Raw genomic sequence first — 12,747 nt, forward strand, 5'->3', positions numbered from 1 at the left:
TGGTGCGGATTCCCGAATCGCTGCCGGTCTCGCGCCGCCATTCCGGGGGATTCCATACGTTCCTGCGAAACTGCCGCACGCTGCTGGGCCGACGGATCTTCGTCGCCTACATGCTGGTCAACGCCTTCTCCGCGTTCGCGCTGATGGCCTACGTCTCCGCCTCGTCGTTCGTGGTCCAGGAGATGCTCGGGTTCACCTCCACCGAGTACTCGGTGAGCTTCGCGATCAACTCCTGCGGAATGATGGCGCTGTCCCTGCTCTCGGCGCGCCTGACGCATACGATCCATCCGCGCCGCCTGATCCGGGTGGGCCTGATCCTGGTGTCCTCGGCGAGCTTCTCCCTGCTGATCGGCAGCCTGTTCCTGGATACGCCCGCCTGGATCGTGCTGCCGGCGTTCTTCTTCACCGTGGCCCCGCAGGGGCTGATCTTCGGCAACGGCGGCGCTCTGGCCGCCGATCAGGCGCGGGAGTTCGCCGGGACCGGTTCGGCGATGCTGGGCCTGGGCTTCTCCTTCTCCGCCTCCATCGCGGCACCCCTGGTGGGCATCGCGGGCACGCATTCCTCGCTGCCGATGGCGGTGACGATGGTGATCGGCTGCACGATCTCGGTGTGCTGGTTCATCGCCGCGGGCCGGGGGAGCGGCGCGACCGCCGTGCGCGGCTGACTCATCACCCCGTCCGACGGGCGGGGACGACGAAGGTCGTAGGCGGCGGCGTCGAACACCGGCCACGGGACGGAGCGCTGAGCCGCCGAAACGCCATGGCAGAGCCAGGGGAGAGGCGCCAGCCTGGGAGCATGAACATCGCATCCTCCTCCTCAGCTCGTCCCCATCCGAGCCCCGGCCCGGATCAGACCCCCGGCCCGGACGCATCGATGCCGCGGCAGCCCGTCGGAACCGCACCCGCCGTCGCCCCGGACGGCGCAGCCCCCGCGGCTCCCGGTCTGCCGACCGGCTCCGCACACCCATCCCATCCCGCCCCGAACCGGCCGTTCGGTGCGCATGTCCGGATGAGCTGGTGGAAGCCTCTGGTGATCGTCGTCGCCGCGGTGGTCCTCATGGTCGGGACGAGCTTCGTGCTCGGCATCGCCGCGATGATCGCCGAGGTGCTGCTGTTCGACCGTGATCCGGAGAACCTGCAGATGACGCCGCTGATGCTGCTGGCGACGAACGCCAGCCTCGTCATCATGGCGGTGCCCACCCTGATCCTGACCGCCTGGCTGAGCCGCACCCCATGGCGCCGCCTGCTCCAGGCGGACGGGCGCGTCCGGTTCGGTCGTGGCGGGCTGTACCTGCTGGTCTTCGGCGCCCTGGTCCTCGTGGCCACTGCCGTGATGTCGCTAGTCGACCCGTCGACGGCAGGCCTCGGCGGCTTCGCCGTCTCGGGCACGACGATCGCCCTGATCGCGGCCGTCGTGCTGACGACGCCGCTGCAGGCCGCCGCCGAGGAGATCACGTTCCGCGGGGCCATCATGCCGGCCGTGGCTTCGTGGATCCGGCCGGCCCGCGCGGCCGTCGTCGTCGGGCTGGCCGGCTCCAGCCTCGTGTTCGGCACCGTGCATCTGTCCGCCGATCCGTGGCTGTTCGCCTACTACACCTTGTTCGGCGCCAGCATGGCCGCCATGGCCGTGATCAGCAGGGGGCTCGAGGCTCCGATCGCCTTCCACGTCGCGAACAACGTGGTGATGATGCTGCTGGCGGCCCTGTTCGCCGACGGCGGCGGCTTCACCATCGATCGTTCGGTGGGCATGGGTGGGCCGTTCATGCTGTTCTTCATCGCGGTCGACGTGCTCGCCGTCGTCATCGTGTGGCTCATGGAGCGTCGGGCCCGCCACGAGCGTCGTACGCTCGAATCATGAACCCGGTCACACAGGTCCAGGTCAGTCGGATCCAGGTGAACCTCTTCTGCGAGGACGTCGAGCAGTGCCTCGCGTTCTACACGGCGTTCGGCTTCGCTGAAGCGTTTCGCACGCCGCAGGACGGTCCGCCGACCCATGTGGAGATCGACGCCGCGGGCACGCGGATCGCGCTGACGTCGGCGGCGACAGCGAACGAGCTCGTGAGGCTGGGCGTGACGACACCGGGTACGCCGTCCGCGGAGATCGCACTGTGGTGCGAGGACGTGGACGCGGCCCATGAGCGCGCGGTCTCCGTCGGTGCACGCAGTCTGGTCGACCCGACGCGCTCGCCGGATGGCAGGCTTCGGTTCGCCTGGGTGCGCGATCCCGAGGGGCACCAGCTGAAGTTCGTCCAGACGCGCTGAGAGGCGTGTGCCTGCATGTGGCGCTCTGCTCATCGAGAGTGCGCAGAGCGAGCTGCACGAGATCGACCGCTCCGCCCCTCCCAATGAACCGCCGATAATGTACGTTATGTAAAGTGGAGTGGAAGCAGCCGACCATAGGCCCTCTCGAGCTTCCCGACCGGCGCTCCCCTCCAGCCCAGGACCACGCTCATCGGACGCAACTCCCCAGTGACAGCAACGAGTTCCGGTACGCAGTCCCACTCCGGAGCGCAGTCTCAGTACGCCGCGACGACGCCGCTGCCGTCAGACCAGGCCGCCACGAGACGCACGGTGCCATCCAGCTCGCCGACGGTCCGCACGACGGTGAACGGCGCACCGTCCAGCAGCGTCTCGGCGCTCGGCAGCTCTTCACCCTCATCGACCTCGAGACTCAGCGTGACGGAATGGGCACGACTGCCTGCCGGCTTTCCCTCCGCGTCGACGATCTCCAGCTCGGCCTGCTGCTGCTGACCGCACAGCGCCCGCCGGAAACAATCCAGGACGACCTCGTCCTGCAGCCCGTCGTAGACGTAGCGCTGCCCGAGCACCGAGTGCTCCATGAGACCGATCAGGTGCTCCTCCGCGTCGGCGACGGGCGCGCCGCGGTACGCCAGCGGCAGGTGGAAGATCGTCTCCCCCACGCGTGCCACATGGCACTCTATGCCGACCTCGCCCTCGGGGTCATCGAAGCGGTAGGCACCCAGCACCTCGAGCTCCCCCGCCTCGCCCCACGACCGGGACTCCAGAAACGTGCGCAGCATGTCGGACTTGCTCGGGGTCAGCTCGGCCTGGTGGATCGTCGCCATGGTGCCAACCTATCGCGGCGCGGACTTCGCACCGCGGTGCCTACGCCGCGACGGGCGGTACGATCCTCCCGTCCAGCAGCTCGATCACCCGATCCGCGCCGTCAGCCATCCGCGGGTCGTGGGTCACCATGACCACCGCGGTGCCGTCGGCCGCGATGGCCTGCAGCAGGACCAGCACCTCCCCTGCGGCGCGCGAGTCCAGAGCGCCGGTGGGTTCGTCGGCGAACACGATCTCCGGTTCATTGATCAGAGCTCGGCAGATGCCCACGCGTTGCGCCTGACCTCCGGAGACCTCGTCCGCGAAGCGGCTCTCCAGGTCCGCGACCCCCATCCGTTCCAGGAGCTCACGAGCCCGCGCCGTGACCTGGGCCCGGGATGCCCGACGGGCCGCGCGGCCGGGCAGCACCACGTTCTCCAGCATCGTGAGGTCGCGCAGCAGTTCCGGTTGCTGGAAGACCACACCGATCCGGTGCAGCCGGCGCGCGGCGAGCTGCTCGTCCCCCAGCGCTGTCAGTTCCTCTCCCCCGAGCTCGATGCTGCCGGTGCTGGGCCGGGACATGCCGCTGAGGGTCTGCAGCAGCGTGGATTTGCCACTGCCGGAGGGGCCGGAGACGGCCACGAACTCCCCCGCACCGACCTCGAGATCGATCTCGTGCAGCAGCTGTGTGGTTCCGACGTGGTGGCTCACCCCTCGGGCGCGCAGCGCGTCTTCACTCATGATGGTCCTCTCCTCGTGGTGCGTTCGATGGTGGCCAGTCGGGTCGCGACGGTGACGGCAACGGCAAGCACCAGGGGTATGGCGACCAGGACGATCACGGGCGCACGGTGCAGGGTGATGCGGCTGGTGCCCTGACCGAGCGTGGCCAGTCCCCCGGTCATGGCCTCGATCATCACGTTCAGTCCGCCCTGTGCGATGAGTTGGCTGAGCAGCAGTCCCAGCGGCAGGGCCAGCAGCAGTGCGGCCAGCATGCGCACGAGGTACGGGCTGCGGCGCACGTCGCGCGGGATGCCGAGGGCACGCTGGGTGTCGAGCTGGCGCGCGTCCTCGGCCAGCACCATGCGCGTGACCAGCGCGGCGATCAGTCCCGCGAGCGCCGCCGCGACCGCGGCCGCGGCCGTCGCCGCTCGCGTCATGCCCCCAGCCATCTCGCCCAGCAGCTGCTGGTGATACATGCTCACATCCCCCACCGTGGCCTCCGGCAGGGCGGCGGCGAGGTCGGCGATCAGCGCCTCCTGGTCCGCACCGGGTGCCAGGCGCGTGGCGATCACGGACCACTGCACCTCCTCCTGCGCGGTGGGCAGCTGAGCCTTGGCGGTCAGCCCGCCCTGGGTGACGTCCTGGTAGGCGCCGACGACCCGCAGCGGCCGGGCCCCGGCCGCTGTCCGCACGGTCAGCGTGTCGCCCAGGCTCGCGCCGGTCTCGGCCAGCGCGACCAGGCTGAGGGCGATCTCCTCGTCGGCCGTCGGCGCGCGGCCTTCGGCATACTGGACGGGCAGGACCGTGTGGTCACCGGACTCGATGGGGAGATTGAGCGGAGGGCCGTCCTCGACCTCGACCAGGTGGCGGGTGCTCACTCTGGCCGCGTACTCCTCGATGCGGGGATCCGAGGCGACGGCGGCGAGGGCACGCTCGTGCACCGAGGAGTCGACCTCCCCGGCGAGCGGAACGTCGATCCGGACGTCGAACCGACCGATACCCATCGCTGTGACGATCCCCGGTGACGTGAGGGTCGATGCCACCCCGGTCGGGGCCGCCGCCAGCACGGTGCACAGCGTGAAGACCGTCAGCAGCATGAACGACGAGCCGGCGCGCCGCACGAGCGTGCGCAGTCCCAGCAGCAGCGGGACGGGCAGGGGCGAACTGTGCAGGCTCAACAGCCCGAACAGACCGTGTGCCCGCCTCGGCCCGCTCCAGCCTGCCGCGCCGCTCGCCGCTCCGCGCAGCACCTCGACGGGGTCGATCCGACGGATGCGCCTCAGCATCAGGGAGACACCGGCGAGTGCCACGATCAGCACCGCGAGCGCTGCGACCACGGGTGCCAGCAGGACCGCTGCCCCGCCGGTGGGGCCCGAGTACGCCGTGAGATCCGCGGCGAGCGCGGAACCGAGCGGGATACCTCCGAGCAGCCCGATGATCGTCGCGGCCAGGGCGATCGTTCCGTAGCGCAGCAGATAGGCGCGGCGCAGGTCAGCGCGGCGGATCCCGAGGGCACGCAGGACCCCGATCTCGCGACGCTCCCGCGCCAGCGCGGTCGCCAGCGCCAGCCGTACACAGATCAGCGCGATCGCCAGCACCACGAGGGCCGCGCCCAGCACGGCGGCGGCCACCAGGCCGTCTCCGAGCACGGCGAACAGCATGAACGCCTGGCGGTCCACCATCGGCCCGTCCTCCGGCAGATCCGCCACCTGGTAGGCGGTGCGCACGGCGGAGACCTGCGTCTGCGGATCCTGGAGCCAGAAGCTGATCAGGTACTCGGTGCTGCCGGTGCGGTCGGCGATCTCGGCTAGATCCTGCTCGCTGACCAGCAACCGCTTGGAGCTCGCCAGAGGCGTGTTCATGAGGGAGTCGCGGAAGAAGCCGGCGACCTCGAGGTCGCGGGCGAAGCCGTCCGGCCCTGTGATGGTCACCTCGGAACCGGTTCGCAGGCCGTCCTCGATCCGGTACATCACCGGCAACCAGATCGTCCCCGGTCGCACCTCGGTCACGGCCTGCCCGTCCAGATCGAGCATGAGGTCGCTCTCGGCGGACGGGACCGTGAGGGAGTTCTGCTGGATGCTGCTGTCCTGGCCGACGCCGTCGAAGCTGAGCTGGGAGCCGTCCAGACCCAGCAGCAGTTGCGTCCGGTGAGCCGTGACCTCCGGGCGCTCGGCCGCGAAAGCGTCCACCGCACCGGCGTCGAGCTCCCCGGCGTGCATCTGCGCCAGGTGCGGGGCGTCGGCCTGGTCGAGCAGAGCGGTCGACGCGCCGGCCAGGCGGGCCATCAGACCGGCCGCGGCGACAGCGCACACCACGGCCACGGCGAGCAGCACGGTGAGCGTCGCGGCGACGGCGATGTCGCGACGAAGGCGGCGGAGGGTGGCGAGGCCGGGCATGGGCTGGTCCTTCCGGTGGATACTCCCGGCCGGAGGCGCGGCGGATGCCGTCAATCTAGGCCCGGCCTCGCCGCAGGGGAATGGCTCGTGGCCAGGTCAGCCGAGAAATCCGGTGATCCCCCGCACCGCTCGGGGGATACCCCGCACGACGGCCGGCCGAGAGCGCGTCCGGGAGCGGCTGGGGGCTCGAGCCTTCACGGTTGTCGCCGTCTCCCCGCTGCACCCGGCCAGGACGTGGAGATCCGGACGGCGCGCGTTCACCGCGAGAACACTCTTTGTTCATATTCTGACCCGATGACGCCACCGACCGCCCCGCCCGGCAACGCCTCCTTCCGGCCGCTCCCCCTTCGTCGTGTGGCGCTGTGGCTGATCATCGTTGCCGTGGGGATCATCGTGATCGCTCTGGTCTCGCTCCTGGGCCATCAGAATTCCACCGGGCTGATCTCACGGAATCTTCATGTCGTCTTCTGGTACTTCGACGTGGGACGCGAATACAACATGGCCACGTGGTATGCCTCGGGCATGTGGATGCTGCTGGGCGCTCTCGCCTCCGCGATCGCCGCGACGCGCCCGGTGTTCCGCAGATCCTGGTGGGTGTTCGCGGCGGTCGGCCTGCTCGCGTCGATCGACGAGTATCTCGAGTTGCACGAGCGACTCGACGTCCCCGGTGATTGGCTCGCCGCCAGACTGCCGTTCGACCTGGGATTCACCTGGGTCCTGCTCGGCGCACCCATCGGTCTCATGATCGCTCTTGTCCTGATGCGACTGGTGTTCTCGCTCCCTCGTCGAGCCCGCATCGGCATCATCGTGGCCGGCGCACTGTTCCTCACCGGCGCCCTCGGCGTGGAGACCGTCAACGGGATGATCCTCGCGCGCAATGACCACGTGGTCGATAACGCCTATATCTACGGCACGATGATCGAGGAGCTGTTCGAGATGTCCGGGATCGCCGTGGCTCTGGCTTCGGTGCTGAGCCTGATCCAGCGCGACGCCGCCCACGGCACCCTGCGCCTGGATCCTGACGTGCGGCAGCGTCCTGCATCGCCGCTGCCGGGCCCCGACCGCTCGACGGCCTCAGAACCCGGAGATCTCCGGCAGCAGCTCACGAAGTGACGTGATCCGGCGTCCGCTGGCGGCAGTGAGTTCGACACCGGGCGTGACCAGTAAGAACGCCGGGATTCCGGCGGACGCCGCGGCCTCCACGTCACCGGGGCGGTCGCCCACGGCACGGCACTCCCCCGCCGCCAGGCCGTGCCGTTCGAGCAGAGCCTCGACCATCTCCGGGTCCGGCTTGCGGGCGAAACCCTCCGGTGCGCAGACCATGTCATCGATCGGGAGATCGAGGGCCTCGAGCAGCAGGCGCGCGCTCTCCCGGTCGCGGTGCGTGGCCACGAGATTCAACCCGCCGCTCTTGCGGACCGTGCCGGTCACCTCGTGGGCACCGTCCATCGCCGGCGGTGGATGCACCTGCCAGTGCTCTTTCGTCGCCTGGTACGCCACGCGCAGCCGCCGCTCCGAGACTCCGTGACGCTCGGCGAGAGTCCTGATCGCATGGGAGCTGGAGACGCGGGTCAGCTGTGCGACCTCGTGCAGGGCGTCATCGTCGACATCGCGGTGGATGGCGGAGGCCAGGGCTCGGTCCACATCCGGATAGGTATCAGCCAGCGTCCCGCCGAGGTCCCAGATCACTGCTCGCATACCGGCAGTGTGACAGCCTGCGCGACGTCCCGATTGGTCGTCCCGGCCACCGCGGTGTTGACTTGCGCCGTGCCTCTCCTCGATCAGCTGCTCCAGCTCTCCGCGCTGACCCTGGTGCTGCTGATCGGAGCCGCCTTCCTCGCGGGCTGGGTGGACGCCGTGGTCGGCGGGGGCGGTCTGATCCAGCTGCCGGCGCTGCTGACGGCGCTGCCGGCCGACACCTCGACCGCGACGGTGCTGGGGACCAACAAGGTCGCCTCCGCCGCCGGGACCGCGGTGTCCTCGTGGACCTATGTGCGTCGTATCACGCCGATCGCGGTGACCGCGATACCGCTGGTGCTGTGCGCCCTGCTGGGCAGTGCCGGCGGTGCCGGGCTGGCCACCTTCATCCCCCGACCGTGGCTCTCCCCCATCGTCCTGGTGGCCCTGATCGCCGTCGGCCTGTACACACTGCTGCGACCGGCGATGGGCCTGGTCCACGATCCGCGGCACACCGGCCGCGCCCACATCCTGCGATCCGGAGGCATCGGCGCCGTCGTCGGCCTCTACGACGGCATCCTCGGGCCCGGCACCGGCAGCTTCTTCATCATCCTGATGGTCGCCGTCCTCGGGTACGGCTTCCTCGAGGCCAGCGTGCACGCCAAGCTCGCCAACCTCACCACCAACATCGGCGCCCTGCTGGTGTTCGGGATCCAGGGCGAGGTGTGGTGGCTACTGGGCGCCGTCATGGCCATCGCCAACGTGCTCGGCGGCTATCTCGGTGCGCGTCTCGCGATCAGGTTCGGCTCCGGTTTCGTGCGGATCGTGTTCCTGATCGTCACCGGGGCCCTCGCGCTGCGACTGGCCGTGGACACAGTGGCGCTCATCACCTGAGATGAGGCTTCGGGGGGAATACTCCCCTGCCTCGTGTCGTTGTCCTTTCAGTCACCACCTGCCGCCCAGCCGGCGGCCCGTTGCCTGGAGGTCACGATGGATCCGACGACACTGTTCAGCTATGAGCGTCACGTCGACTCGCGCTCCTTGCGCGCCCGCACGCTCCTGGTCACCCTCGGCGCGTTCAGCGATGCCGGTAACGCCCAGGACCTGGTCGACGATCACCTGCTCAACACCCTGCCCAGCCGCGTCGTCGGCCGTCTGGACATGGACCAGGTCTACGACTACGCCGGTCGCCGCCCCGAGGTCACCCTGGAGCTGGACCATTTCTCGGACTACGAGAAGCCCGAGATCCTGCTGCACGAGGTCACCGACCCCGACGGTGAGCCGTTCTTCCTGCTCACCGGCCCGGAGCCGTCCTTCCAGTGGGAGCGTGTGGCCAATGCGCTGCGCATCGTCGTCGATCAGCTCGGCATCGAGCGCACCCTGCTGGTGCAGGGCTTCCCGGCACCTGTCCCCCACACGCGTGAGCTGCCGGTGACGCGCTTCGCGGGCAACCCGCAGTCCATCGCCGTGCGCCGCACCATGCCCGGCACCTTCCGTCTGCGCGCGCCGTTCACCGCGCTGCTGACGATGCGTCTGGCCGACGCCGGTCACGAGGTGGTCGGTCTGGTGGTGCACGTGCCGCAGTACCTCCACGAGATGTCCTACCCCGACGCGGCGATCGCGCTGCTGACGGCGATCGGTCAGGAGAAGGGCCCGCACGTGCCGGTCGACGCGCTCGAGGCCCAGGCCGGGCCGGTGCGCGAGGCCGTCGCCGCTCAGGTCGAGCAGGCGCCGCAGCTGCAGGAGATGGTCGAGGGGCTCGAGCAGCGCTTCGACCGGATGATCACCTCCGGCGCCGGAGCCGAGGTCCCCACGGCCGATGACATCGCCGCCGAGGTGGAGAACTACCTGGCCGGGATCGCCGAGGACCACGGGGACGACGGGACAGACGGCGACGCGCCGGCCCCGGACGATGGGCGGCCCGACGCCGACGGTTCCCCGGTCGCAGAGGATCCGCAGCTGGACGAGGATGACTCCTCCTCGGATCAGGACTCGTCCGGCTCCGGTCTCTGAGGGTCGCGCTGCGGGAGCGGCTGCTCAGCGCAGCGACAGCCGTTCCCGCGGATCCTCGCGGGGCAGCTCCGGGTCCGCGACGGCGGTGACCTGGATCCCCGTCAGCGTCACGTTGCCGGCCAGCGTGGTCATGAAGGCGGTGTCCGCCGCATCCTGCCCGGTCGCGATGCGCACCATCGAGGCACGCGGCGCCAGACGGGTCGAGTCGAGCACGAGCCAGGTCCCCTCGACCAGGGCCTCGACCACGAGATGGAAGTCCATCGGACTGAGCCCTGGGGCGTACGCCGAGGCGCACCGCGCCGGGATGCCGCTGGCACGCAGCAGCGCCACGGTCAGGTGCGCGTAGTCGCGGCACACCCCCTGTCGGGAGTCGTAGGTGGTGCGCGCGGAATCGGTGACGGTGCTGGAGCCGGGGACGTAGTCGAGCTGATCGCCGACCCAGTCGACGACGGCGTCGGCGGCCTCGATCCCGGTGCGCCCGCCGACGATCTCGCGGGCGATCCCGGTGAACTCGTCGACCTCGCAGTACCGCGAGGGGCGCAGGTGCTCGGCCGTCTCGGCGTCCACGTCAACGGGGTGCGGGACCGGGGCGGGGATGATGCCGCGGGCGGCGTAGACGATCTCCACCTGCCCGGCCGGCAGCCCGGTAACGGTGTGGAGTCTGCTGCCGAAGCGGTCCCGGGTCTCGGTGACCGGATGCGGCCGGGACCCCGCCAGCACCGTCAGCGACTCCTGCGCCACCGGTGCCCGAGAGACGGCCACCAGCAGGGCGATGTCCGTCCCTGCCGCGACCTCCGCTGTCATCCACGCGCGCACATGTCTCTCCACGCTCTCAGTCTCTCCCATCGCAGGCTCGCTGCGGAACGGACCGTCTTTGCCCGGACGTGATCACCGACATAGTGTGGTCATCCCGGTATCGGATCGGGTCACAGTCGAACCTGAGGAGCAGTCAGTGCAGATCTCCGTCCAGCTCTACAGCGTGCGAGAAGCCTTCGCGGCCGACCCGGCCGCCACCCTGCAGCGGCTCTCCGGCATCGGATTCACCCATGTGGAGCCTTTCGGGCTGATGGAGCACGCCGAGACGCTGGGGCCGCTGCTGGCCGAGCACGGCCTCGACGCCCCCTCGGCCCACGTCTCGCTCCTGGGTGCCGAGGACCCGGCCCGGGTGCTCGCGACCGCGGCCGGCCTCGGGGTCCGCACGGTGATCGACCCGCACTGGGGCCGGGAGCACTGGACCCGCGAGGACGACATCAAGGCGACCGCCGAGCGTCTGAACGCCCTCGCCCCGGTGGCCGCCGAGAACGGTGTGCGCGTGGGCTACCACAACCATGACCACGAGGCCCGGCCGGTCTTCGAGGGCCGCTGCGGTCTGGAGGTGCTCGCCGATCACCTCGACCCCCGCGTCGTCCTGGAGCTGGACACGTTCTGGGCGGCCGTCGGCCGCACCGATCCGGCGGAACTGCTGGGACGTCTCGGCCAGCGCGTGCAGCTGGCACATCTCAAGGACGGCCACCTGCAGGGTGACGTCAAGGATCAGCTTCCACTCGGCGAGGGCGAGATGGACGTTCCCGCGATCCTCGCCGCCGCCCCCTGGCTCGAGACCGGCGTGATCGAGTTCGACGACCACTCCGGGGACATCTTCGAGGCCGTCAGCCGCTCCTTCGCGCAGCTGGCCTCCCACCTGCAGGGCACCCAGGCATGAGCGGGACCACCGGACCCGTCGGCGTCGGCATCATCGGAGCCGGCGTCATCGCCGCCCAGTACCTCGGCCAGCTGACCACCTACCCGGACATCGACGTCCGCGCCCTCGGTGACCTGCGGCCCGAGGCCGCCGCCGCGCGCGCCGAGGAGTACGGCATCGCCGGGCACGGCCCGGTCGAGGCCGTGCTCGATGATCCTGAGATCGAGATCGTCGTGAACCTGACGATCCCCGCAGCCCACCACGCCGTCTCCCGCGACATCCTCTCCGCCGGCAAGCACGTGTGGAGCGAGAAGCCGCTGACGACGACCCGCGAGGACGCGGCCGACCTGCTGGAGCACGCCCGTCGTCAGGGCCTCCGCATCGGCGGCGCACCTGACACGGTCCTGGGCGCGGGCGTCCAATCGGCGCTGCGTGCCGTGCGGGCCGGGGAGATCGGCGAGCCGCGCTCCGCGCTCGCTCAGTTCCGCTCCCCCGGTCCCGAGTCCTGGCACCCCAACCCGGACTTCCTGTTCCAGGCCGGCGCCGGGCCGCTGTACGACATGGGCCCCTACTACCTGACCACCCTGGTGCTGGCCTACGGGCCCGTGGTCTCCGTCTCCGCGGTGGGATCGCGGTCCCGGGACACCCGCACGATCGGGTCGGGCCCGCGTGCCGGTGAGTCGTTCGCCGTGGAGGTCCCCACCCGCGTCCAGGGGCTGCTGCGCTTCGCCGGCGGCGCCTCCGCCGCGGTCGAGTTCTCCTTCGACGATGCGCTGGACCGTCCGCACGTGCTGGAGCTGGCCGGGTCCGCAGGCACCATCGCCCTGCCCGATCCCAACCAGTTCTCCGGCGTCTCCGGCATCGCGATGCGCGGGGAGGACGACTGGACCGAGCGCGAGCCCGTCGGCGCCGTCGGCGGGCGCGGCCTGGGAACGCTGGAGATGGCGCGGGCCCTGCGCGCCGGCCGGCCGCACCGCCTCACCGGGGAGCTGGCCGCCCACGTCCTGGACGTCATGATCAGTCTCGAGGAGGCCACCACCGTGGACGGTGCGGTGACCGTGTCCTCCACGGTGACCGCACCCGACCTGCTCGACGCGGACTTCGACCCCCACCTCTCGACTCTGTGACCGCTGACCTCGCCCGCAACCGACCGAGCACGCACTTCTCGAAGGAGACCCCTGTGTCCGACACCCCCAA

At 70.3% G+C, this 12,747-nt stretch carries 13 protein-coding genes; 8 read left to right on the forward strand and 5 right to left on the reverse strand.

The annotated features are described in order from the left end of the window. From AC5020_RS08045 to AC5020_RS08055, 3 genes are all read left to right on the forward strand, one after another. Window positions 1-665: MFS transporter (locus AC5020_RS08045; RefSeq protein ID WP_464987888.1), on the forward strand; the 665-nt coding region annotated here is incomplete at its 5' end. Between the two features lie 344 nt (window positions 666-1,009). After that, window positions 1,010-1,858, forward strand: coding sequence for a CPBP family intramembrane glutamic endopeptidase (locus AC5020_RS08050; protein WP_464987889.1), 849 nt, complete (start codon window positions 1,010-1,012; stop codon window positions 1,856-1,858). Further along, the gene (locus AC5020_RS08055) at window positions 1,855-2,262 is read left to right on the forward strand and encodes a VOC family protein (protein ID WP_464987890.1); all 408 of its coding nucleotides are present in this window, start codon (window positions 1,855-1,857) and stop codon (window positions 2,260-2,262) included. The genes AC5020_RS08050 and AC5020_RS08055 overlap by 4 nt, the downstream gene beginning before the upstream one ends. 254 nt (window positions 2,263-2,516) lie before the next feature. Here the strand turns inward: AC5020_RS08055 and AC5020_RS08060 are convergent, their stop codons facing one another. The 3 genes from AC5020_RS08060 to AC5020_RS08070 are packed head-to-tail and all read right to left on the reverse strand — an operon-like array spanning window position 2,517 to window position 6,179. Further along, entirely contained in the window at window positions 2,517-3,086 is a 570-nt protein-coding gene (locus AC5020_RS08060) for a maltokinase N-terminal cap-like domain-containing protein (RefSeq protein ID WP_464987891.1), read from the reverse strand. A 40-nt stretch (window positions 3,087-3,126) separates the two neighbouring features. Then, window positions 3,127-3,804, reverse strand: a complete 678-nt coding sequence (locus tag AC5020_RS08065; protein ID WP_464987892.1) for an ABC transporter ATP-binding protein — start codon at window positions 3,802-3,804, stop codon at window positions 3,127-3,129. Next, window positions 3,801-6,179: an ABC transporter permease gene (locus AC5020_RS08070; RefSeq protein ID WP_464987893.1), complete on the reverse strand. Its 2,379-nt coding sequence runs from the start codon at window positions 6,177-6,179 to the stop codon at window positions 3,801-3,803. Before AC5020_RS08070 ends, AC5020_RS08065 begins: the two co-directional genes overlap by 4 nt. Before the next feature lie 294 nt (window positions 6,180-6,473). On the opposite strand from AC5020_RS08070, the gene AC5020_RS08075 reads away from it, so the two are divergent. Then, entirely contained in the window at window positions 6,474-7,292 is an 819-nt protein-coding gene (locus AC5020_RS08075) for a DUF8692 domain-containing protein (protein ID WP_464987894.1), read from the forward strand. Here AC5020_RS08075 and AC5020_RS08080 read toward each other — a convergent pair. After that, the gene (locus tag AC5020_RS08080) at window positions 7,254-7,877 is read right to left on the reverse strand and encodes an HAD-IA family hydrolase (RefSeq protein WP_464987895.1); all 624 of its coding nucleotides are present in this window, start codon (window positions 7,875-7,877) and stop codon (window positions 7,254-7,256) included. The genes AC5020_RS08075 and AC5020_RS08080 overlap by 39 nt on opposite strands. 69 nt (window positions 7,878-7,946) lie before the next feature. On the opposite strand from AC5020_RS08080, the gene AC5020_RS08085 reads away from it, so the two are divergent. Then, window positions 7,947-8,750, forward strand: coding sequence for a TSUP family transporter (locus AC5020_RS08085; protein ID WP_464987896.1), 804 nt, complete (start codon window positions 7,947-7,949; stop codon window positions 8,748-8,750). A gap of 96 nt (window positions 8,751-8,846) precedes the next feature. Continuing rightward, a complete protein-coding gene (locus AC5020_RS08090; protein ID WP_464987897.1) occupies window positions 8,847-9,869 on the forward strand; it encodes a PAC2 family protein in 1,023 nt (340 codons plus the stop codon). 24 nt (window positions 9,870-9,893) lie between these two features. Here AC5020_RS08090 and AC5020_RS08095 read toward each other — a convergent pair whose 3' ends face one another. Then, window positions 9,894-10,715: a transglutaminase-like domain-containing protein gene (locus AC5020_RS08095; RefSeq protein WP_464987898.1), complete on the reverse strand. Its 822-nt coding sequence runs from the start codon at window positions 10,713-10,715 to the stop codon at window positions 9,894-9,896. Window positions 10,716-10,821: 106 nt separating this feature from the next. Here AC5020_RS08095 and AC5020_RS08100 point away from each other — a divergent pair, with 106 nt between their 5' ends. Together AC5020_RS08100 and AC5020_RS08105 are read left to right on the forward strand one after the other, a co-directional pair. Continuing rightward, window positions 10,822-11,571 carry a sugar phosphate isomerase/epimerase family protein gene (locus AC5020_RS08100; protein ID WP_464987899.1) on the forward strand — a complete coding sequence of 250 codons (750 nt, stop codon included), beginning with the start codon at window positions 10,822-10,824 and terminating at the stop codon, window positions 11,569-11,571. Further along, entirely contained in the window at window positions 11,568-12,677 is a 1,110-nt protein-coding gene (locus AC5020_RS08105) for a Gfo/Idh/MocA family protein (RefSeq protein WP_464987900.1), read from the forward strand. Before AC5020_RS08100 ends, AC5020_RS08105 begins: the two co-directional genes overlap by 4 nt. Window positions 12,678-12,747: the final 70 nt, after the last annotated feature.

The organism is Brachybacterium sp. SYSU DS0246 (assembly GCF_059391765.1).